The 21,948-nt window shown below is 65.4% G+C and carries 20 protein-coding genes and 2 pseudogenes; 5 read left to right on the plus strand and 17 right to left on the minus strand.

Features of this window, described 5'->3' with window-relative positions; translation table 11 throughout:
• Nucleotides 1-10: 10 nt before the first annotated feature.
• Both U0034_RS21290 and U0034_RS21295 read right to left on the minus strand, forming a co-directional pair.
• Nucleotides 11-877 (minus strand): SDR family oxidoreductase, encoded by an 867-nt coding sequence (locus U0034_RS21290; RefSeq protein WP_102622944.1) that lies wholly within the window; start codon nucleotides 875-877, stop codon nucleotides 11-13.
• Between the two features lie 161 nt (nucleotides 878-1,038).
• Complete coding sequence (locus tag U0034_RS21295; RefSeq protein ID WP_085225028.1) at nucleotides 1,039-1,575, minus strand: carboxymuconolactone decarboxylase family protein; 537 nt, start codon at nucleotides 1,573-1,575, stop codon at nucleotides 1,039-1,041.
• Nucleotides 1,576-1,691: 116 nt separating this feature from the next.
• Here U0034_RS21295 and U0034_RS21300 point away from each other — a divergent pair, with 116 nt between their 5' ends.
• A complete protein-coding gene (locus U0034_RS21300) occupies nucleotides 1,692-2,666 on the plus strand; it encodes a cupin domain-containing protein (RefSeq protein WP_233211910.1) in 975 nt (324 codons plus the stop codon).
• A gap of 80 nt (nucleotides 2,667-2,746) precedes the next feature.
• Here the strand turns inward: U0034_RS21300 and xopAK are convergent, their stop codons facing one another.
• From xopAK to U0034_RS21375, 15 genes and pseudogenes are all read right to left on the minus strand, one after another.
• Nucleotides 2,747-3,550, minus strand: a complete 804-nt coding sequence (gene xopAK, locus U0034_RS21305) for a XopAK family type III secretion system effector (RefSeq protein ID WP_269149700.1) — start codon at nucleotides 3,548-3,550, stop codon at nucleotides 2,747-2,749.
• A 234-nt stretch (nucleotides 3,551-3,784) separates the two neighbouring features.
• Nucleotides 3,785-4,462 (minus strand): XopG/HopH/AvrPtoH family type III secretion system effector, encoded by a 678-nt coding sequence (gene xopG / locus U0034_RS21310; RefSeq protein WP_085225026.1) that lies wholly within the window; start codon nucleotides 4,460-4,462, stop codon nucleotides 3,785-3,787.
• A gap of 568 nt (nucleotides 4,463-5,030) precedes the next feature.
• Nucleotides 5,031-5,366 carry a helix-turn-helix transcriptional regulator gene (locus U0034_RS21315; RefSeq protein ID WP_085225024.1) on the minus strand — a complete coding sequence of 112 codons (336 nt, stop codon included), beginning with the start codon at nucleotides 5,364-5,366 and terminating at the stop codon, nucleotides 5,031-5,033.
• Nucleotides 5,363-6,532, minus strand: coding sequence for an NAD(P)/FAD-dependent oxidoreductase (locus U0034_RS21320; RefSeq protein WP_176072581.1), 1,170 nt, complete (start codon nucleotides 6,530-6,532; stop codon nucleotides 5,363-5,365). Before U0034_RS21320 ends, U0034_RS21315 begins: the two co-directional genes overlap by 4 nt.
• Nucleotides 6,529-7,902: an FAD/NAD(P)-dependent oxidoreductase gene (locus tag U0034_RS21325; protein WP_085225022.1), complete on the minus strand. Its 1,374-nt coding sequence runs from the start codon at nucleotides 7,900-7,902 to the stop codon at nucleotides 6,529-6,531. The genes U0034_RS21320 and U0034_RS21325 overlap by 4 nt, the downstream gene beginning before the upstream one ends.
• Nucleotides 7,887-8,201 (minus strand): (2Fe-2S)-binding protein, encoded by a 315-nt coding sequence (locus tag U0034_RS21330; protein WP_085225020.1) that lies wholly within the window; start codon nucleotides 8,199-8,201, stop codon nucleotides 7,887-7,889. The genes U0034_RS21325 and U0034_RS21330 overlap by 16 nt, the downstream gene beginning before the upstream one ends.
• A complete protein-coding gene (locus U0034_RS21335; protein WP_085225018.1) occupies nucleotides 8,198-10,051 on the minus strand; it encodes an ABC transporter ATP-binding protein in 1,854 nt (617 codons plus the stop codon). The genes U0034_RS21330 and U0034_RS21335 overlap by 4 nt, the downstream gene beginning before the upstream one ends.
• 4 nt (nucleotides 10,052-10,055) lie before the next feature.
• Nucleotides 10,056-11,012 carry an ABC transporter permease gene (locus tag U0034_RS21340; protein WP_085225015.1) on the minus strand — a complete coding sequence of 319 codons (957 nt, stop codon included), beginning with the start codon at nucleotides 11,010-11,012 and terminating at the stop codon, nucleotides 10,056-10,058.
• Nucleotides 11,009-11,965, minus strand: coding sequence for an ABC transporter permease (locus U0034_RS21345; RefSeq protein ID WP_085225013.1), 957 nt, complete (start codon nucleotides 11,963-11,965; stop codon nucleotides 11,009-11,011). Before U0034_RS21345 ends, U0034_RS21340 begins: the two co-directional genes overlap by 4 nt.
• A 73-nt stretch (nucleotides 11,966-12,038) precedes the next feature.
• A complete protein-coding gene (locus U0034_RS21350; RefSeq protein WP_085225011.1) occupies nucleotides 12,039-13,655 on the minus strand; it encodes an ABC transporter substrate-binding protein in 1,617 nt (538 codons plus the stop codon).
• A gap of 51 nt (nucleotides 13,656-13,706) precedes the next feature.
• Complete coding sequence (locus U0034_RS21355; RefSeq protein ID WP_085225009.1) at nucleotides 13,707-14,984, minus strand: NAD(P)/FAD-dependent oxidoreductase; 1,278 nt, start codon at nucleotides 14,982-14,984, stop codon at nucleotides 13,707-13,709.
• 62 nt (nucleotides 14,985-15,046) lie between these two features.
• The gene (locus U0034_RS21360; protein WP_085225007.1) at nucleotides 15,047-15,715 is read right to left on the minus strand and encodes a haloacid dehalogenase type II; all 669 of its coding nucleotides are present in this window, start codon (nucleotides 15,713-15,715) and stop codon (nucleotides 15,047-15,049) included.
• Between the two features lie 213 nt (nucleotides 15,716-15,928).
• A complete protein-coding gene (locus U0034_RS21365) occupies nucleotides 15,929-17,410 on the minus strand; it encodes an aldehyde dehydrogenase family protein (RefSeq protein ID WP_085225005.1) in 1,482 nt (493 codons plus the stop codon).
• 217 nt (nucleotides 17,411-17,627) lie between these two features.
• A pseudogene (locus tag U0034_RS21370) lies at nucleotides 17,628-17,714 on the minus strand (VapC toxin family PIN domain ribonuclease); the annotation flags it as partial.
• Nucleotides 17,695-17,832, minus strand: a pseudogene (locus U0034_RS21375) (FitA-like ribbon-helix-helix domain-containing protein); the annotation flags it as partial. The pseudogenes U0034_RS21370 and U0034_RS21375, both read right to left, overlap by 20 nt.
• Before the next feature lie 175 nt (nucleotides 17,833-18,007).
• On the opposite strand from U0034_RS21375, the gene U0034_RS21380 reads away from it, so the two are divergent.
• From U0034_RS21380 to U0034_RS21395, 4 genes are all read left to right on the plus strand, one after another.
• Nucleotides 18,008-18,868, plus strand: coding sequence for a GNAT family N-acetyltransferase (locus U0034_RS21380; RefSeq protein WP_085225002.1), 861 nt, complete (start codon nucleotides 18,008-18,010; stop codon nucleotides 18,866-18,868).
• Nucleotides 18,869-18,882: 14 nt separating this feature from the next.
• Complete coding sequence (locus tag U0034_RS21385) at nucleotides 18,883-19,809, plus strand: 2-hydroxyacid dehydrogenase (RefSeq protein WP_085225480.1); 927 nt, start codon at nucleotides 18,883-18,885, stop codon at nucleotides 19,807-19,809.
• Between the two features lie 164 nt (nucleotides 19,810-19,973).
• Nucleotides 19,974-21,374, plus strand: coding sequence for an aspartate aminotransferase family protein (locus tag U0034_RS21390; protein WP_085225478.1), 1,401 nt, complete (start codon nucleotides 19,974-19,976; stop codon nucleotides 21,372-21,374).
• Between the two features lie 45 nt (nucleotides 21,375-21,419).
• Entirely contained in the window at nucleotides 21,420-21,911 is a 492-nt protein-coding gene (locus tag U0034_RS21395) for an Lrp/AsnC family transcriptional regulator (protein ID WP_085225000.1), read from the plus strand.
• Nucleotides 21,912-21,948 lie beyond the last annotated feature (37 nt).

A 21,948-nucleotide genomic window follows, 5' to 3' on the forward strand; every position in this document is an offset into this window, starting at 1 on the left:
GGCCGGCCCGTCAGATGATCGGCACGCCGCCCGTCACTGCGACCGTCGCACCCGAGATATAACTCGCTTCGTCGCTCGCGAGCATGACGTAGACCGGTGCCAGCTCGGCAGGCTGCCCGGGCCGCCCCATCGGCGTTTGCCTGCCGAACTCCTTGACGTTGTCCGCGGGCAGTGTGGCCGGAATCAACGGCGTCCAGATCGGACCCGGCGCCACGCAATTCGAGCGGATACCCCGGGACGCGAGCAGTTGTGCAAGCCCGCCGGTGAAGTTCTGTATCGCGCCCTTGGTCGTCGCATAAGGCAACAGCGTCGGACGGGGCTTGTCCGCATTGACCGACGCCGTATTGACGATGGCGCTGCCGGCTTTCATATGGGGCAGTGCCGCCTTGACCAGGCGGAACATTGCCCCGATGTTGATATCGAACGTGCGGTCCCACTCGTCATCGGTGATTTCGTCGATGGACTCGTGGTTCATCTGATACGCCGCATTGTTCACGAGAATGTCGATGCGGCCGAACGCCTCCACAGTGCGCGAGGCCACCTCGCGGCAATGCGCATGTTCGCCGATGTCGCCGGGAATCAGCACCGCCTTGCGGCCTGCCTGCTGAACCCAGCGCGCCGTTTCGCGCGCATCGTCGTGCTCGTCGTAGTAGGCGATGGCGACGTCGGCCCCCTCGCGCGCAAACGCGATGGCGACGGCCCGGCCGATGCCGCTGTCGCCGCCTGTAATCAGTGCCGCCTTGCCGGCCAATCGTCCATGTCCCCGGTAGCTCTGCTCGCCGTGATCGGGCTGCGGGTTCATCGGGGCTGTCTTGCCCGGCACATCGTCTTGCTGCTGCTCGGGCAAAGGCGGTGTCGGTCTGCTCGTCATGTGCACTCCCTTTTGACGTTCGTCGGAACGCGGTGGAACATGCCATCAGTCGAGCAACGGGCGTGCCTCCCCACGCCGCGGCGCCGCGCATAGCCGGTTTGCCGGTGCGCTCGCCCCGCCCCCGTGCCCCCTTGGAGGGGGGGTGAAGGGGCAGGCCGGCTGCCGTGTCAGTCCACTTTCGGGAAATCGAGCGGCGTATCGTTCACGCGGTTGACGAGATTCGTGAACGTGATCGACGCAATCGCCAGATTGATCTCGATCAGTTGGCGATCGGTGTATCCTGCGCGCCGCACGGCTTCGACCGTCTCGGCCGGCACCGTGCCACGCGTGCCCACCAGTGCGCGCACGTAGGCTACCAGCGCATCGCGCTTCGCATCGCCCGTCGAAGCACCCGCGCGCGCGGCTTTCATCGCCTCTCCGGCCAGACCGTTTGCCTTGCCCACAAACGTGTGCACGGCAATGCAGTAGTCACAGCCCGAGAACTCGCTGACGACGAGCTTCACGATTTCGATATCGGCCTTGGCAAGCGTGCCTCGGCCTACCGCCGCGTCGAACGCCAGCGCCGCACCGAGCGCGTCGTGGCTTTGCGTGCCGATAACCGCATAGGTATTGGGCACCTTGCCCACGGCTTTCCTGATGGCCGAGAACACCTCGGCAAGCGGGCCGGTGGCGTCTTCGGGTTTGATGGTGCGCAAGCGTGACATCGTCGTACTCCTTCGAAAGTGGATCGTCTGGTGGATCGGCAGCGCCATCGTCGATGGCCTGATGCACAGTCTAGGGCGCAAAGTCGAGCCGGTTAATGTCATAATGACGCACATTCATGCTCAAGCGTCTCATGGAAGTACTGAACAAGCTCCTTACGCTGATACCGGTCACGGGTCGCGTCGACGTCCGGTGCCACTTCGGCCCGCCCTGGCGGATCGAGCAGGCGGCCGCAAATCAATGGGAAGTGCCCTACCATGTGCTGCTGAGCGGCGAGGCAGTGGTCGAAAATGACGAAGGGCGGGCATTGCGGATGGGCCCGGGCGATATCGTGCTGTTCCCTGCGCGCGAAGGGCACCGGCTGCACGACGGCAGCGGCAAGCGAGCGCGCCGCATACACGAGCGGCAGGCGGATGGTTTGACGCTGGCAGACAACGACGCGAAGGTTCACGACGCCGAGCTGCTGTGCGGTCGCTTTCTGCTGCCTGTCGTTCCGCAACGGCTATTGCTCGACCATCTGCCAGGCATGCTGCTCGTGCGCGGCATGCAGCGCGACGCTGACGGGACGCCGGCTGCGCCCGCATCGTTCGCGGGTACGCGGCTCGCCCGGCTCATCGAGCTCATGCGCGAGGAAGCACGCGAGCAGCCCCCCGGCAGCGAGGCCGTGATCAATCAGTTGTCGGGTGCCCTCTTCGCCATGACGCTGCGTTTCGCGAGCGAATCGCCCGAGCCGCCGCGCGGGCTGCTCGCGCTCGCGCAACAGCCGCGGCTGCAGCCGGCGCTCGCCGCGATGTTCGACGAGCCCGGCCACGATTGGACGCTGCCCGTCTTGGCGGCGCGCTGCAACATGTCGCGCGCCACCTTCGTGCGGCACTTCGACGAAGCGTTCGGACGCTCGCCGAGCGAGTTGCTTACCGAGATTCGCATGACGCTGGCGGGCCGAAAGCTGGCGCAGACCCCGACATCGGTGGCCGCGATCGGCGAGTCGGTAGGCTATCGTTCCGATGCCGCATTTCAGCGCGTCTTCAAGCGCACGGTGGGGATGACGCCGGCGCAGTGGCGTGCGCGGGCACGCTCGACAGCACGAACGTAGTGACTTGCCGTGCGGGATTCATCCGCGCTTGCGGACGGCTCTCGCAAATGCTTTCGCCGCCCGCTGGCGTGGAATCAGATTCATCGATAGAGAGACGCCTCACTGAAGTAGACCCCATTGCCCGTCATCACTACGTTAACGGAGTTGGGTTCGCCGTCACTGTCGCTCATGCTGACATGAAGCTTGGCACCCTTGATGTCGAACCTGTCGCGCAGAGCGAGAAGGTCTCGCTCCATCTCGAAGCTGCCCTCGTCCTCGGCATTCGAAATCATGCCGCCCACGAGGAATATCTCCGGACGAGCCACACCGCTTTCGGCCATCATATCCTTCACGCAATCCAGCACCTCCTCGGCATCCTGGATGCCCGAGTAGTGGCACAGCCCGAGAATTGGCTCGCCACGCGCGTTCTTACCCTGAGCGCAGATGGCAATGCACGTTGCCACGCCGGTCGTCCCAAGGGCATCGTATCCATCGCGCGCCGCGTTGATCACGACACATTCGTCCATATCGACATCTTGTATCGTCGTGGCCGGGACGCCGCTTCTGCTCGAAACCTTGCGAATGTGCGTGGTTGCAAACAGATCGGCGTAGGTTCTCTCCAACGCTCGGTATGGCTCGATCTGCTCTCGGGTAAAGCCGTGCGGAACCCCGGAGAGTTCGCCACTGCATGGGAGGATGCGGCTACGAGCCCGGCGAGTGTTTGCGCAATCGCCCGCCGTCTCCGCAACACGTCTGCTCACGCTTTGCCGAGACAAGCCCTGAAAAGCTTCGTAGGGCCGTACGGATCGTTGCGGCGCACTCTCGGGGGCCGGGGTGGAAAAATCATCGGACCCGCCTGCGAGATGGTAATTCAACGAATTGCGCGAAATGGGATTAAACGGCATTCAAAAACCTTATAAATTCAAAATTTCCGAAAATATCGAAAATATGATAAAACTCGTCAAAGGCGAGGAAAATCGAACACGACATTCCACCTGCCCGCATCGCAGAGGATGCGCTCATCTGATCAACGAAATTCGAGCAGCGCCTCGGGCCATCCTGGCCCGAGATGGCGGCAGGCACCGCAGCCGCACCGGTCCGGCCGCGGCCATTGCGCTTGCGCGCGTGGATCGGGCGGGTTACTCGCTTCGATAGCCGGAGTAGTGATAGCTCACCCGCTTCGGCAAGCCATGCTCGGCCCTCACGGAGTTCTCGGAAGGCTCGCCCGACAGCGAATGCTTGTATTTGCCGAGGCCCACTGCCCGCAGTTCTTCCTTGCCCGCAGCGGTATCCGGATCGCGCGAATTCTGATAGCTTCCTTTCCAGGTTCCAGCCATCATATGCTTTGCATGAACCAGCTCGTGCGCCAGAAGGCTCACCTTGTCCCGGTTGCTTGATGTCGGACCGGTTGGATCTCCATCCTCGTCCAGCGCCATACTGGTCTGGTGAGCGGTCCATGAAACGACGACGCTCGATCCTACGTTAGGTCCGTCCGGCGTCTTGAGGGCGTACCGGCGCCCGGCCATTTCCCGAATATCGCTAAATTCGGTCAGCTCCGGATGGGCATCCCGCTGGCGACGAGAAAGGACCGGTTCGGCGATGGGACCCGTTCGCGACGGCTGCATTTCATGGATCGTAATCTTGTGCCTGCGTCCTTCCGCGAGCGCCGACAACTGGTTCAGCAGCATATTTCCGGTTGGTCGAGAGTTGATGGCATCGAGATGAACATTCACTTCGGCATTAAATCTTTCCAAATTTCTGTCATCATTAACAATGCTTTGCGAGTAAATTCCACTATATCTTGTTTCTACAGGCATAAATCACTCTCCAGATAAAACAACCAACCTAAAACCAATTAAATTCCCTCCGCCCGCGAAGCGCCGCGTCCACCCACTTCATCACGGGAACCTCCAATCCGGATCATAGCGCCAGATTCACCACAGCGAATTCGAGATTATTTCTAAAAAGATTGATGATATGCGCGCCGAAGTCAGCAGAACCGAGACGATTTCCGGAAATCAGGACACTTGCCATTTTCATCCTATAGCTCAATTTCTCAGCATCTCAAAAATCCCATTCCCCATAAAATCATTCGGCGAAAATGTTTGCACAGACGCGAAATATTATCGCCGCCGATTACACATTTAAGTTTCATCGACACGCATCGGCAATACACAAATTTAACGCTTCACGTGTGTTTTTTATGCGAGATGGCTGCCACCGTCATTGCACAGGAAAGCAGGTCTCGATGACATCGCCCGCACGCCCCATTCACGTCGAGCGTACCTGCGAACGCATCCTCGAAGAGGTTTGTTCACGCTCGACCGGCCCGTGGCCCGTGGCCCGTGGCCCGTGGCCCGTGGCCCGCGGCCCGGCCGAGCGGTCCTATGCGCGCTTGCGCAGCGCCTGAGCAACGAACGCACTCGGCGTCATTCCGCACCAGCGCTTGAAATGCCGGCCGAAGTGACTCTGATCGAAGAAGCCGAGCTCGCTTGCCACCGCCACGCTCGGCACACCGGCCAGCAGCAGCGACTGGGCGCGTTCGATACGGCGCCCGCACAGGTACCGATAGGGCGACGCGCCGAAGCGCTCGCGAAATGCGGTGGCAAAGCGCGAGACGCTGAGTGCCGCGGGAGCCGCCATCTGGGCCAGCGTCAGCGGCTCGTCGAAATGCGCATCGATGAATGCACGCGCCCGTTCGAGTCCTTCCGATCGCGTCATAGGGCACCTGCCTTTTCGCCGGTCGCCGCCGCACGCGCGGCAAATCTGTCGATCGCAAATGGCGCGAGCGAGATTTCCGTGCGGCCAGTGTGCACGAGTTCGGCGAGCGTCTCGCCCACGCCCGGTCCGAGCTGGAAACCCGCCCCGCTGAAGCCGAAGCCGTAATAAAGCCCCGGCACGCGCCCGCTTGCGCCGATCACCGGCTCGCCGTCGGGCAGATAGCCTTCTACGCCGCTCCAGGTGCGGATGACGTGAAGCGGCGCGAGCGACGGCACGAGCCGGCAGAATTGCCGCATCTGGCGCACCGTGTGAATCGGCACGGCGCGCGCCCGGCAGGTTTCGACGTCGGCGGGCCCCTGGAGCCCGCCGCCCAGAATGATGTTGCCGCGCGGAATCTGCCGGAAGTAGACGCTTTCTTCCTTGATCGACGTGAACACGCCCATCGTCGAACCGAACACGTACGGCACCGGCTCGGTCACCGCCATTTGCGGACCGCGCGCCTGAAGCGGGGCCGGCTCGCCGAATTGCGCGCTGAGCCGGTTTGCCCACGCGCCGGCACAGACGACCAGCCTGGAGCAGCGATAAGTTCGCCCGCCCGCGGCCTCGACGCGAAAGCCGGGCCCATCGCGTTCGACATGCCGCACCTCGACGTTCTCTTCCACGATCGCACCGAGCCTTGCCGCAGCACGTGCGAACGCGGGCGCCGCAAGCCGCGGGTTCGCGTGGCCGTCGAGCGGCGATACCGACGCCGCCAGCACTTCGCGGCTCAGAAACGGAAAGCGTTCGAACAGCGCCGCGCCTTCGAGCACGTCGAGTTCGAGCCCATGGGCGCGCGCGTCGTGCGCGTACTGCCGGAACGACTCGACGTCACGAGCGTGGTAGCAAACGCGCGTGTGCCCCGTCGGCAGAAATTCGACGTCCTCGCCGAGCCACTCCCGGGCGCGCTGCCACGTGGCCAGCGCCCGATTCGCGATCGGCAGTTGATGCATCGCGCGGCCTTGCCGGCGAATGCCGCCGAAGTTCACGCCGCTCGCCTGCTGCCCGGTCAGCCCGCGCTCGACGAGTGTGACGTCGCAACCGCGGCGCCGTAGGAAAAACGCCGTGGTCGAGCCCGCGATCCCGCCGCCGATCACGAGCACATCCGTTTCGCTCATGCGCGTACTCATGTTTCGGAATCCTCGACGATTGCCATCGGCATGGGCTTGACCGGGGACTGCGTGCGCAACCGGCCGACCTCCTGGAGCGGCACGCCAGCCGTAGCCGCGATGATCTCGGCCGCGGCATGCCCGCAGTAACGGCCCTGGCAGCGTCCCATGCCGACGCGCGAGAACGCCTTCGCCCGGTTCGCCTCGTGCGCCCCGGTAGCTTCGACGATGCGCCGCAACTCGCCGGCGCGGATGGCTTCGCATCGACAGACGATCGCATCGTCGGCCAGCGCCGCAGCATGGTCCGCCGGCCACGGAAATGCCTGACGCAGCCCCGCCGCGAAACGCGCATAGCGCGCCAGGCGGCGGCGCAGCGCCTCGCGGCCCTCGACGCTCACGCCGCGATCGGCCAGCGCCGCCAGTGCGGCGAGACGGCCCGACGCTTCCGCGGCGTCGGCGCCGAGCACGCGCGCGCCGTCGCCGGCCAGATAAATGCCCGGCACCGTGCTGCGGCCGTCTTCGTCGATGCGCGGCAGCCATTGGCGCGCGGCTTCGTCGAAAACGAACTCGCAGCCCGCAAGATCGGCGAGCTGCGTTTCGGGGCGCAGATGATGGCCGAGCGCCACCGCATCGCAGGCCAGCTCGAGCGCCGTGCCGTCGGCAAGCTCGGCCTTGACGCCGCCCACGCCGTCTTCGGGCGTACCGACGATTTCGATCGGCCTCACGCCGCGATGAATCGTCACGCCGGCCCGGCGCAACGTGCGCACGAGCGCAAGCCCCTTGAGCAGCGCGGCCGGCACCGCCGCCAGCGCGGGCAGTGCACGCAGGCGCCGTGCGGCGGGCGAGGTGTCGAGCACGGCCGCGAGCCCCGCACCCGCTTTCACGTATTGCGCCGCGAGCAGATAAAGCAGCGGGCCACTGCCCATCAGAACCACCCGTGAGCCGATTGCGCACCCTTGCGATTTCAGCGCGACCTGCGCGCCGCCGAGACTGTAGACGCCCGAGAAATGCCAGCCCTTGACCGGCACGATGCGATCGGTCGCGCCACCGCAGATCACGAGGGCATCGAACCCTAGCGCACGGTGGCACGTCCCCCCCGCGATCAGATGCAGCTCCCCCGGGCTCACGTTCCAACTGAGCGTCTCGGGCAGGTAATCGATGCGCGCCTTCAGCGCATCGAAGGCGCCGTGGATCCGGGCCGCGCGCGGTGCCTCCGTGCCGTACAACGTCGCGTAGGAACGCGTGAACCGGTCGTCCTGCCGCCGATAGACCTGCCCGCCGTCGCGGCGGCTTTCGTCGACCACCACGGGGCGCACGCCATGCTCGACGAACGCCTCGGCGGCGCGCACGCCGGCCGGCCCGGCGCCCACTACGACTATCCGCGCGGCCATATCCCCCCCTCGCTCTCGGCAAGCCGGGTGACGATCGACATGCCTGGCACCGCAGGCGTCGTACAGGCACGCAACCGCGTGCCGTCGGCACACCAGACCCAGCAGTCCTGGCATGCGCCCATGAGACAAAACCCGGCCCGGCGTCCATCGCCGAACTCCGAATCGCGCACGGCCCGCCGCGACGTCAGCAACGCGACGAGCACGGTGTCGCCCTGCGCGGCATCGCATGGCTCGCCATCGATGAAGATCCGGAAAGTCGGGCGTTCGCGCTCCGCCACGCGCACGAATCGGCCGCTCACATCGCACCTCCGGCGGGCTGCAGGCGCACGAGTTCCTCGGCCGAACGATGACAGAGTATTTCCGTGCCGGAATCGAGCCGCTTGGGCGACGGCGCGCTGACATTGCATCGGCCGTCGATTCTGACGCCGCAACGCGCCCGAAAGCAGCAGAGTTCCGCATGGCCCGCGTCGGACGAAAGCGGTGCGGGTATGGCCGTCGCCAGTTCGCGCCGCGCTTCGAGCCAACCGCGTTTCAATTGCGGTACCGAATCGACGAGCAGGCCCGTATACGGATGATGTGGCGGCGCGCCGAGCGATGCCCGCTGCCCCGCCTCTACACGCCGGCCCGCGTATAGCACGACGACCTCGTCGCAGATCGCGCGCACCGTCGAAATGTCGTGGCTGATGAAGAGATACGATACGCCGAGCTCGCGCCGCAATTCGCCGAGCAGATCGACGATCGCCGCGGCCACGACGGTATCGAGCGCCGAGGTCACTTCGTCGCAGAGAATCAGTGCGGGCTCCGCCGCCAGCGCGCGTGCGAGATTCACACGCTGCTTCTGCCCGCCGGACAGTTCCGACGAAAGGCGTGCGGCGGCCGACGCCGGCAGTTTGACGAGGTCGAGCAGCTGCGCGACCCGCCGTTTCGCGGCCGGGCCGCGCAAACCGTGATAGAACGCGAGCGGCCGGCTCAGGATATCGGCCACGGTGTGGCTCGGATTCAGCGCGGTATCCGCGTTCTGGAACACGATCTGGATACGCCGATATTGATCGGGCGTGCGCTTGGCCAGTTGCGCGGGCAACGGCTGCCCCTCGAAGCGAACCTCGCCGCCCGCGCGCCCGACCAGCCCCGCAACGACACGTGCCAACGTGGTCTTGCCCGAGCCCGATTCGCCGATCACGCCGACGGCCCTGCCCCTTCCTATAGTGAGACCGACATCGTCGAGCACACGGTGCGCCGGCTGGCCCTTGCGATCGAGCCCGCCGTAGCCGGCACACAGGCCTCGCACTTCGAGCAGTGGCGTAGCGGCCGCTCCGTGCGGCTGCGCATCGTCCGCGGTCGCGCGGCCGCCGTCGCCCCGGTGTCGTGACGCATTCAGCAACGCCCGCGTATACGGGTGCGCCGGCGCGTCGAGAATCTGATCGACGGTGCCGTTCTCCTGGACCTGCCCGCCATTGAGCACGACGATGCGATCAGCCATCTGCGCGACGACGGCCAAGTCGTGCGACACGTACACGGCCGTCGCGCCGAACTGCTTGATGACGCGTTTGAACGCGACCAGCACCTCGATTTGCGTCGTCACGTCGAGCGCGGTGGTGGGCTCGTCGAAGACGACTACCGCCGGATCGGTGATCAGCGCCATCGCGGCCATGAGGCGCTGCAACTGCCCACCCGACACCTGATGCGCGTATCGCTCGCCGAGCGTCTCCGGCGCCGGCAGTGCGAGCGCGCGAAAAAGCTCGACCGCCTTCGCTTCGGCGGCCTCGCGCGTCATGAGGCCGTGCAGCAGCGCCGGCTCCGTCACCTGATCCATGAGCCTGCGAGCCGGGTTGAATCCCGCTGCCGCGCTTTGCGCGACGTAAGCGACGGTACGCGCGCGCAAAGCGCGGCGGCCGGCTTCGTCGAGCGCGAGGACGTCGGTACCGCCCACGCGCACGCTGCCGCCGGCGAAGGCACAGCCCTGCCGCGCGTAGCCGAGCAGCGAGAGCGCAATCGTCGTCTTGCCGGAGCCCGACTCGCCGATGAGCGCAAGCACTTCGCCTTTATTCACCCTGAAACTTACGCCCTTGACGATTTCCGTTCGCGTATCGGGGGCGTCCCCCGCTTCGATCCGCAAGCCGTCTACTTCGATCATGGTCGTGTCGTTCATCGCGTCAGCTCCTTTTCGTCCAGCCGCCATGGCGGCGCAGGCTGTCGATCAGCAGATTGACGCCTACCGTCAGCGTTGCAATCGCCGCAGCCGGCACGAGCACGGCCGGCACGCCTTCAGCGAGGCCGCCGATGTTCTCGCGCACGAGCGAGCCCCAGTCCGCATTCGGCGGCTGTACGCCGAGGCCGAGAAAACTGAGGCCGCTCAGCAGGAGAACGATGAAGACGAAGCGCAGCCCGAAATCCGCCAGCACGGGATGGATCATGTTCGGCAGCAGTTCCACGCGCGCGATATAGGCGAGCCCTTCGCCCCGCGCGCGCGCCACCTGCACGTACTCGAGCGTCATGAGGTTCGTGGCCAGCGAGCGGGAGATGCGAAACGCGCCCGGAATATAGGCAGCCGCGGCTACGGTGATCAGCATCGGAATCGACGAGCCGAACGCCGCGACCGCGACGAGTGCGAGCACCTTGCTCGGAATCGAGATCAGCGCGTCGAAGAGGCGGCTCAGCACTTCGTCCACCCAGCGCGACGACACGGCTGCCAGAAGGCCGAAGCAGATGCCGATGCCGCTTGCCAGCACGGCCGCGCTGAGCGCGAGGCCGACCGTGTAGCGCGCCCCATCGAGTACGCGGCTCAGCATGTCACGGCCCAGATAGTCGGTGCCGAACGGGTGCGCGGCGCTGTAGCTGCCGAAGACGTCGGCCGATGCCAGCGCACCGCTCTGGTAAGGGGCGATATACGGTCCCACGACGGCGATGACGAGCCAGAACACGACGATCGCGAAGCCGATGCGGCCGAGCCACGAAAGGCGGCGCCGCTGTCGCCTGCGCGCCGTGCCCGCGGCGCTTGCATCGGTCTTCGACTCGCGGCTCTCGGGCATACTGCCGTCCGGGCCGACACCTTGCTCGTCGTACAGCTCGGTGCCGGCGTGCGGGAACGAGGGGTGGATGGGACGATTCATCGTGTGCGAAGCCTCGGGTTGGAAACGATCTGACAGAGGTCGGCCATCAGCACGAGCGCGAGATAAGCCGTGCAGAACACCATGACGCAGCCCTGAACGAGCGGCATGTCGCGGTTCGTGACGGCATCGACCATCAAGCTCGCGAGCCCCGGATAGTTGAAGATCGACTCGACGATGACGACCCCGCCGAAGAGATACGACAGACTCAGCGCGACCGCGTTGGCGATCGGACCCACCGCATTCGGCAAAACGTGTCTCAGCACGATGCGCGTGTGCGAGGCCCCTTTGAGGCTGGCCATTTCGACGTAGCTCGCATTGAGTTGGTCGAGCACCGCTGCGCGCGTCATGCGTGCCATCTGCGCGACGATGACGCAGCACAGCGTGAGCACCGGCATCGCATAGATGCGCAGCAGATCGCCGAGCGAATGGACCGACGACAGGTAGGACAATGCCGGCAGCCAATGCAGCTTGACGGCGAAGACGAGCACGGCGATCGTGGCAACGAGGAATTCGGGCACGGCGACGGCCGAGAGCGTGAGCACGTTCAGCGTGCGGTCGAGCAGCGAGCCGCGGTACATAGCCGAGAGCACGCCGGCCGCGAGTGCAAGCGGTACCGAAACGACGGTCGTGAGCAGCGCGAGCATCAGCGAGTTCGGCAGGCGCGAGGCGATGAGCTGGCTCACCGGCAGGCTGTTCGACATCGACATGCCGAAGTCGCCGCGCACCGCGTGTGCGAGCCATGCGGCGTAGCGCGCGAGCGCCGGCTGGTCCAGGCCGAGCTGATGCCTGAGCGCGGCCACGGCCTCGGGTGTGGCCGCCTGCCCGAGGGCCTGCTGCGCGGCATCGCCCGGCAACAGCCCCGTCATCGCAAAGACGATTGCCGATACGATCAGCAGCGTCAGAAGCGCAAGGCCGAGACGTGCCGCAACGAGCCTGCCCGCTTTTGCTTTCATCGACGTGACTCCTTCGTAGCGCTGCCGGCCGGCGCACGCGCGCCGCCGGACAGTCGGTTTTTACCGATGAGGCTCAGGCGTCGAGCCAGACGTGCTCCGAAAACGCGAAGCCCATCAGGCCCGCAAGCGGAATCGAGCCGAGCCCCTTGAGCTTCGTCGTGTGGCCGTCGAGCGAGCTCAGAAACATCGGAATGCCGACGCCGCCGGTCTCGTGCACGAGCACCTGCATGTCGCCATAGATCTTCTTGCGCTTCGCGTCGTCGGGCTCGCTGCGCGCCGCGACGAGCAGTTGGTCGAACTGCGGGCTTTTCCAGTTCGCTTCGTTCCAGGGCGCGTCGGACTTGAAGAACTGCGTGAACAACATGTCGGCGGTCGGGCGCGCATTCACCGATCCATAGCCGAGCGGATGCTTCATCCAGTGATTGGACCAGTAGCCGTCGGCCGGCACACGCGAAACCTGCAGGTTGAGCCCGGCAAGCGGCGCCGCCTGCTGCAGCAGCATCGCCATATCGACCGAGCCGTCGGCTGCAGGCGACGCGAAGAGCTGCAACGGTGCGCCGCCGAGGTTCGCTTTCTTGAAGTGGAACTTGGCCTTGTCGGGATCGTAGGCACGCTGAGGCAGGTCCGCGAGGTAGTAGCGATTCGTCGGGTCGATCGGCTGATCGTTACCGATCGCACCGTAGCCGAGGAAAATCGTGCGGCGCATCTGCTCCCGGTTTTGCAGGTACATGAGCCCGCGTCGGAAATCGGCATTGCCGGTTATGCCGCCTTCGTCTCGCACGACGAGATCCGTGTACTGGCCGGTTTTCGTTTCGAGCACGGTATAGCCCGGGGTGCTTTTGATCCGCCCCGTCGAGCGCGGGCTCAAGGCGTTGACGAGTTGTACGTCGCCCGACAGCAGCGCATTCACGCGAGCCGATTCGTCGCCGATGCCGATCAGTTCGATCTCGTCGAGATGCGGCAGCCCGGGCTTCCAGTAGCGCTCGTTCTTGACCACCACCGTACGTACGCCGGGCGCGAACTCCTTCACCTTGAACGGCCCCGTGCCGATCGCCGAAGTGAAGTCCTTGGCGCCATCCTTCACGATGAGGAAGTGGGCATCGGCAAGGATGACGGGCAGATCGGCATTGGGGCCGACGAGCGTGATCGTGACCTCGTTGGGCCCCGTCGCCTTGACCTCGCTGATCTGATCGGCGAGCGTCTTGGCCTTCGACGCCGTGGCCGGATCCTTGTGGCGCATCAGCGAGTAGATGACGTCGGCCGGCGCGAGCGTCTTGCCGTCATGGAACTGCACGCCCTGCCGCAGCTTGACGACCCAGACCTTCGCATCGGTCGTATCGAACGAGGTTGCGAGCGCCATCTTCGCCCCGAGATGCGCATCGAGCTCGGTCAGCCCGTTGTACACCATGTTGCAGCGGACATAGTCCGTGGCAAGGGAGCCCTTGGCCGGATCGAGCGTATCCGCGGTCGAAGCCGACTGCGTCGCCACCCGGATCTTGCCGCCCTGCTTCGGCTGGCCTTGCGCGTGCGCCGTGGCGCTCGCCGCAAGCAGGCCGATGCCGGTCAGGGAGACGATCCCCGCGGCGGCCAGCGAACGCAGCACGTCACGTCGCGAGGCGCCCTTGGCCGTCAGCTGTTCGAGCGTGGGGGCGGCTTGCAGATCGCCGCACAGTGGGGTCTTTTTGTTCATCGAACTTCTCCGCGAAGAAAAGCCACGGCTGGCTCATGGGTTAACGAAATATCAGTAGAAAACGTCCTTGATGCGGTAATAGGCGCCGACGATCGGCAAGAACCACGGTTTGCCCGTATGGCCCGGAATCGCGGGCCACGCGAAGTCGCGCCAGGGGTTCGCGTCCTCGCGTCCGGCGATGACGTCGGCCATCACCTGTCCCATGTGCGTCGACATCTGCGTGCCGTGCCCGCTGTAGCCCATCGAGAAATAGAGCCCGTCGTGCTGACCCGCGCGCGGCAGCCGGTCGGCCGTCATGTCGACGAGCCCGCCCCAGCAGTAGTCGATGCGCGCGTGCGCAAGCTCGGGGAACAGTTCGGCCAGCGCATGCTGCAAGATGCGGCCGCTCTTCGCGTCGGACGGCCGCTCGGAGGCGGTGAATCGCGCGCGCCCGCCGAACACGAGACGCGAATCGGCCGTCACGCGAAAGTAGTTGTGCATGAGGCGCGTGGTCGTATAGGCGCGGCGGCCCGGAAAAAGGCGCGCCACGACGGAATGCCCGAGCGGCTCGGTGACGACGATGAACGAGCCGATCGGTGCGAGCCTGCGCCGAAACCAGCCGAACGGGCCATGGCGCGACGGCCCCGTGGCGATCAACACGCGCTCCGCCTCGAGCGCCCCACGCGGCGAGCTGAGCCGGTAGCCGCGCGTGCCCAGTTTCTCTATTGCGCTGACTGGCGCATGCTCGTGAAACACCGCGCCGTGCCGTTGCGCCGCGGCGGCGAGCCCAACGGCGAACTTGCCCATGTGCATCTGGCCGCCGTGTCGCTGCAGCAGGCCGCCGTGAAACCGGTCGGAGCCCACTTCGTCGCGAATGCGGGCGGGGTCGATCAATTCGATATTCGGATCGACCTCGCGCCGGATCAACTCGGCCGTGGCCGCGAGGTGCTCGAAATGACGAGGCTTCGAGGCAAGCTTGAGCTTGCCCGAAGCGAGGTAGTCGCAGTCGATCGACTCCTCCTGGACGAGGCGCTCCACCGTATCGACGGCGGCCTCGTAAGCGAGATAGCAGCGTCTTGCCCGCTCGAGGCCGAGCTGAGCCACGAGCGCACCGAAATCCTGCGCCACACCCGTGTTGACTTGTCCACCGTTTCTGCCCGATGCGCCGCCCCCGATGCGCCCGGCATCGAGCACGGCCACCGAGGCGCCGCGCCGCGCGAGCGCCTGCGCCGCCGAGAGCCCCGTGAAGCCGCCGCCGACGATGGCGACGTCGACGCGACCCTCGACAGGCGCCGCCGCATCGAACGGCAATGCGGGTGCGGTGTCGAGCCAATAGGAGTCGAGCTTCATCGGCTACGTCCTTGCGGGATCCCCAGGGTTGATCGGTGCCGTGGCAGGTGGCGGCTTCTCGGTCAAAGGCCGAGCAGCGAGGCGAGATGCGGAATGTCGTCGACTTCGTAATATTCGTAATACGGTGTCGACGGTTCGTGCCCGCGTTTGACGAAGGCCTTATGCCTGATGCCGAGGTCATGCGCCGTCATCAGGTCGTAGCGCAGGCTCGAAGACACATGGAGAACGTCTTCGGGGTTGCAGTTCAATTGGTCGAACATGTACTCGAAGCCTTGCATGCGCGGCTTGTAGGACTGGGCCTGCTGTGCCGTGAAGACGGCATGAAACGGCGCACCGAGCTTGTCGATGTTGCGCTGAATCTGATCGTCCGCCGCATTGGTGAGCGTCACGAGCTTGTATTTCTTCGCGAGCCGGGAAAGGCCTTCCGGCACGTCCGGGTGGGGGCCCCAGGTCGGCACCGCCGTATAGATGCTCTCGGCCTTGGCCTCGTCGAACGGTACGCCCACGCGCTTGCAGGCGCGACGAAACGCGTCGACCACCACGTCGCGATACGGCTTCCATGCGCCGAGCACCTCGTCGCGGCGGTAGGCCGCGAAAAAACGTACGAGCGCATCGAGCCGCTCGCCGTCGAGTTCGCTGCCGTACAGCTCGCGCGTCATGTCGGCCATGCGGAATTTGATGAGGGTTCCGTAACAATCGAAGGTGATGTACTTCGGCTCGAAGTCGATCATGTCAGTGCGTCCTTTTGATAACGTCGGCGGTTTGCAAACGATCGTTCCGTGATCTAACGATGTCTGCGTCGTGAAAAAGATTTAATCAATGCAAAAAACTCCGATGTCTTCGATTCGGACCGGGCTGACGACATAAACGATGCGTTTTGAGGGGTGTCGACAGCACAGTCTGCGGTGCGGCGGGCGCGTCCGGCCGCCGCGCGGCACAGCCGCTCAGCCATTCAAATCGATGAGCACGCTCTTGAAGCGCAGGTTCGCCTCGTAGGCCTCGCGCCCCAGGTCCTTGCCGATGCCCGAGCGCTTGTAGCCACCCGTCGGAATCGCGAAATCGGCGCTGCGCCCATAGCGGTTGACCCAGACTGTGCCCGCTTCGAGCCCGCGCACGAAGCGCAGTGCGCGCCCGATGTCGGCCGTATGGACGCCCGCCGCGAGGCCATATTCCGGATGCTGCGCGAGGGCGAGCGCTTCCTCTTCCGTGTCGAAACTTTGGAGCGTCAGCACGGGGCCGAAGATTTCGCGCCTGACCGCGGCGGATTCGGGCGTCACATCTGCGATCAGCGTAGGAGCGTAATAGGCACCGCCTGTCGTGTCGCATTCGGCGCGGCAGCCGCCGTAACGCAGGCTCGCGCCGGCGGCGAGCGTTTCGTCGACGATCGTCTCTATCGTTGCGGCCTGACGTTGCGAAACGATGGGCGCGAGCGTCGTCCGCTCGTGCCATGTCGGGCCGGCTTCGAGCGTCGCAAAGCATTTCGCGATGCGCTCGGCCAGCGGCTCGGCGATGCGGCGCTCGACGAGCAGCCGCGAGCCAGCGACGCATACTTGCCCGGCGTTGTTCGTGATGGCGGCCGCAATCCGGCGCGCGACGTCGTCAAGGCGCGGCGCATCGGCGAACACGATCTGAGGACTCTTGCCACCCAATTCCAGCGTCACGGGCTTCGTGCCCGACTCGGCGCATGCGGCCATGATCGCGGCGCCCGTGCGCGTGGAGCCCGTGAAGGTGACCTTGCCGATGAGCGGATGGCGCACGAGCGCATCGCCCGTCGTACGGCCGTCGCCTTGCACGACGTTGAAAAGGCCGGCCGGCACGCCCGCCTCGACGGCGAGTTCGGCCAGGCGCAGCACGGAAAACGGCGTCAGTTCGGAAGGCTTCAGCACGACCGCGTTGCCGGCCGCGAGCGCGGGCGCGATTTTCCACGAGGCCATGACGAGCGGGAAATTCCAAGGTGCGATGGCGCCCACCACGCCGTAAGGCTCGGCGATCGTCATTCCCAGATGGTCGTGATCGGTTGCCGCAACCTGGCCGCCGAGCTTGTCGGCGAATTCCGCGAAAAACCGGATGCCTTCGGCGGTAAACGGCACGTCCCACGCGAAGGCGTCGCGCACGGGGCGCGTGGAGCCAAGCGCTTCGAGCGGCGCGAGCGTCGGCGCATCGGCCGCGACGAGATCGGCAAAACGCCGCAGGACACGGGCCCGCTCGCGCGGCGCCATGCGCCCCCAGCCGCTCGCGCGCCACGTCCGCCACGCGCACTCCACGGCCTCGTTGACGGTGGCCGAATCGCCGACAGGAACCGCAGCATAAGCTGCGCCGTCGGATGGCCGCTTGACCTCGAGCCGCAAGCCGCCCGGCTCGACATATTCTCCGCCGATGAAATGCGCGCCGCGTACGGAGACGCCGGCCGGATCGAAACTTTTCATGAGGCTCCTCGCTTGCCCGTGCTGTGCTGAGGGAAGCGCCGCGCAGTCATGCGCTCAAAGGCAAGCGCGGCTCATGAAAAATCGTACGGCGAGGGGCGCAGCATATTTCGCCGACAAAAATCGCCGGACGGTATAACGCGCGCGTCGTCGGGGGGGAATCAGCGATTTTGTGTGGAAGGGCGTGGCGCGAAGCCGGCAGTATCGCTGATTCGAGCCTTCAGCCGCTTGCGAATGGATTGAGTACGCGCACGCCCGTATACCGGAAATCATCGACGTTCCGCGTCACGACGGTCAGATCGTTGACGCGCCCTGGCCAAGATCTCGCGATGTTCAGCTTCGGCACTGCGGCCGTGCGCCGCAGCGCGCTCACGCAGGCTCTGCACGAGTACGTCATCCACATTGCGAACGAGAAGATTGGCCATGCTCCACCTCCAGGCATTTCAGGCATGATTGCCAGCAACGATAGCCCCCCTCCAGAAAATGCAATCATTGCCATCAGAGCGGCAGACCAACTTCCAAGTCACGAAAAGATCGTCCTAGTCACCGCGTGGGCGGGCGTGCGAAAGTGTCGATGAACAGGCTACCGAGGGGAAACGTGTGTCGGCTCTTATCCACTATCGGCGCTTTACCGAAGAAGACATCGCGGCGGCGCACGCGCTCACTGTCGAGCTGAAGTGGCCGCATCGCGTGGAGGACTGGCGGTTCGTAACCGGTATCGGCACGGGCTTCGCGGCGGTGGAAGGCGCGACGCTGGTCGGCACGGCACTGTGCTGGAAGTACGGCAGCCAGACGGCGTCGCTCGGCATGGTCATCGTCGCACCGTCGCATCAGGGTCGCGGCATCGGCCGCCGGCTTACCGAGCTCGCGCTCGAGGAACTCGGCTCGCGGGGCACTATGCTGCACGCGACGCCAGCCGGCCGGCCGCTCTACGAGCAACTCGGCTTTCGCGCGATCGGCGCGCTCGACCAACATCAGGGTGCCGCCCTGCAGCCCGCGCTCGTGAGCCTGCCGCCGGCCGAGCGCCTGCGTCCGCTCGGCGCGAGCGATCTGCCCCGCCTCGTCGAGCTCGCATCGCGCACGAGCGGCCTCGATCGTGCCGAGGTACTGCCGGCGCTCCTCGAGACCGCGGACGGCATCGGCCTCGATCGCGACGGCGAACTGATCGGCTTCGCGCTCTTTCGCCGCTTCGGCCGCGGCCGCGCCATCGGCCCTGTGGTCGCGCCTAAAACCGACGACCCATTCCGCGCCAAGGCGCTGATCGGCCACTGGCTGGCGTGCAATCCCGGCATGTTCGTGCGTATCGACGTGCCCGCGGAAGCGGGCCTGACCGACTGGCTGGAGGCGCTCGGGCTCTCGCGCGTCGACCATGTGGCAAAGATGGCACGCAACGGCGATCGCATCGCGTTGCACGATGACACCTACGCGCAGTACGGCATCATCAATCAGGCCATTTGCTGACGGATGCCGACCCGATGACGTTTCTCTACAAAGCCGATCCCGCGCGCGGCGAGACCTGGGCGCGCCTGTTCGCCGAACGCGCACCGCAGTTGCCGTTTCGTGTCTGGCCCGACGTGGGCGATCCGGCCGAAGTCCGCTATCTCGCCGCGTGGCAGCCGCCCGAAGACCCTGCACGCACGCTGCCGAATCTCGAAATCGTCTTCTCCGTCGGAGCGGGTGTCGATCAATTCGATCTCGGCGGCATTCCGGCCCGGATTCCGGTCGTGCGAATGATGGAGCCCGGGATCGTCGAAGGCATGGTCGAATACGTCTGCCAGGCCGTTCTCAGCCTGCAGCGCGACCTGTTCGACTATGCGAGTCAGCAGGAAGCAGGCGTATGGCGGCCATTGCCGGTTCGCCCCGCCTCGTCGTGCCGGGTAGGCGTGCTCGGCCTCGGCATGCTTGGAAGCGCCGTGCTCGAACGGCTACGTCTTTTCGGCTTTCCGTGCGCGGGCTGGAGCCGCTCGCCCAGGCGGCTGGAGGGCATCGCATGCTATGCGGGCCCACGCGAACTCGACGCGTTCCTGGCTCGCACCGACGTGCTCGTGTGCCTGCTGCCGCTCACGAACGAGACGCGCGGGATGCTCGACGCGACGCTACTGCGCAAGCTGCCCCGCGGCGCCTCGCTGGTCCAGACGGGCCGGGGCCCGCACCTGCGCCAGGACGATCTTCTCGGCGTGCTCGACGATGGCCATCTCGCCTACGCGCTGCTCGACGTCACCGATCCCGAGCCCCTGCCTGCCGACCATCCGCTCTGGCGTCACCCGCGCGTACGCATCACACCGCACATCGCGAGCGCCACGCGCCCGGAAACCGCCGTCGAAGCGGTGCTCGACAACCTGCGGCGGCATTGGTCAGGACTGCCGATGATCGGCCAGATCGACCGCAGCCGCGGGTATTGATCAACGCCGCGCCCCGGCCCCCGCATTCCACAGCAGAAAATGCTGCACACCCTGTCTAAAACGCGCGCGTCGCGCTTTTCGAGTGTTTTTTTCGTGCAGCGCCGCGTGGCGGCTCGCCGGTAGTATCGAAGCGTCTCCCGTTCATGCTCGCAGAGTACGCCACCATGCCGATCTCCTCGCTTATCGAAGCCGACCGTCAACATCTGATTCACCCCGTGGTCAACTATCGCGCGCACGAAGCGCGCGGTGTCACCGTTCTCGAATCCGCACGCGGCGCATTCGTGCGCGACGCCGAAGGCAACGAACTGCTCGATGCGTTCTCGGGGCTCTGGTGCGTCAACGTCGGCTACGGCCACGAGAGCATCGTCACGGCAGCCGCCGAACAGATGCGCAAGCTGCCCTATGCCACCGGCTATTTTCATTTCGGCAATGCGCCCGCCATCGAGCTCGCGAGCCAGCTCGTCGAACGCGCACCCGCATCGCTGCGGCACGTCTATTTCACGCTCGGCGGCTCGGATGCCGTCGATTCGGCCGTGCGCTTCATCACGCACTTTTTCAACGCCACGGGGCGCCCGCATAAAAAGCAGTTCATTGCTCTCGAGCGCGGCTACCACGGTTCGTCGTCCACAGGCTCGGGGCTAACCGCGCTTGCCGCCTTTCATCGGCATTTCGATGTGCCGTTGCCGCACCAGCATCATATTGCCTCGCCTTACGCCTACCGCAGCGATTATGCGAGCGATGCCGCGCTCATCGCCGCCTCCGTCAAGGCGCTCGAGGCGAAAGTCGCGGCGCTCGGCGGCGCCGAGCGTGTGGCCGCTTTCTTCTGCGAGCCAATTCAGGGGTCCGGCGGCGTGATCGTGCCGCCCGTCGGCTGGCTCAAGGCCATGCGCGAGGCCTGCCGCAGGCTCGGCATTCTGTTCGTCGCCGACGAAGTCATCACGGGCTTCGGCCGCACCGGCCCGCTCTTCGCCTGCGAAGCGGAAGGCGTCGAGCCGGATCTGATGACGATCGCGAAGGGGCTGACGGCCGGCTACGCGCCGATGGGGGCCGTCATGATGTCCGACGAAATCTACCGCGGCTTGGCCGACGCCGATTCCGATGCGGCCATCGGGCACGGCTACACCTACTCGGCGCATCCGGTCAGCGCGGCGATCGGCCTGGAAGTCATGCGGCTTTACCACGAGGGTGGTTTGCTCGACAACGCGCAGGCGCTCGCACCGCGCTTCGGCGCGGGGCTCGACGCACTGCTCGCGCATCCGCTCGTGGGCGACTCGCGCCACCGCGGCCTGCTGGGCGCGCTCGAACTGGTTGCCGACAAGGAAACGAAAGCCGGCTTCGATCCCGCGCTGAAGCTGCCCGAGCGGATCGCGGCGGCGGCCTATCGCAACAAGCTGATCTTCCGCGCATTCGGCGATAATATTCTCGGCTTCGCACCCGCGCTGTCCTATACGGCGGACGAATTCGACCTGCTTTTCGAGCGGCTCGCGCGCACGCTCGACGATGTGCTGGCGCAAAGCGACGTTCGCGCCGCATTAGGTAGCGGAATTGGCGCTCACGCGTGCTAAAGTAGCCGCCATGTTTTCCTCGCAAGGCGCAGGCGATTACAGACGATGAGCGGCGACTGCAAGCTGGACCGGATTGATCTGCGGATACTTTCGCAACTTCAGAAGCGAGGGCGCATCACGAACGTCGAGCTCGCCGACGCCGTTGGCCTCTCGCCGAGCCCGTGCCTCATCCGCGTCAAGCGGCTCGAGAAAGCCGGGTATATCGCCGGCTATGGCGCACAGATTCAGCTCGAAAAGCTCGGCGACGTGCAAATCGTATTCACCGAGGTGACGCTTGCCGATCATCGGCGGGAGGATTTCATTCGCTTCGTCGATGCAATCCGCCATGTCGACGAGATCGTCGAATGCCACCTCGCGAGCGGCGGATACGACTACCTGCTGAAGTTCGTCACGCGCAGCGTGAGCCACTATCAGAGCGTGATCGAAGGCTTGCTCGAACGCGATATCGGCATCGAAAAGTACTTCAGCTACGTCATCATCAAGTCGCCGTTCGTCAAGACGCACTATCCGCTCGAGGTGCTGTTTCCGCACGGTTAGGTGGCCGGAAGCCGGAATGGGTATCTTTCCCCCCACC

The organism is Trinickia caryophylli (genome assembly GCF_034424545.1).
GTDB lineage: Bacteria > Pseudomonadota > Gammaproteobacteria > Burkholderiales > Burkholderiaceae > Trinickia > Trinickia caryophylli.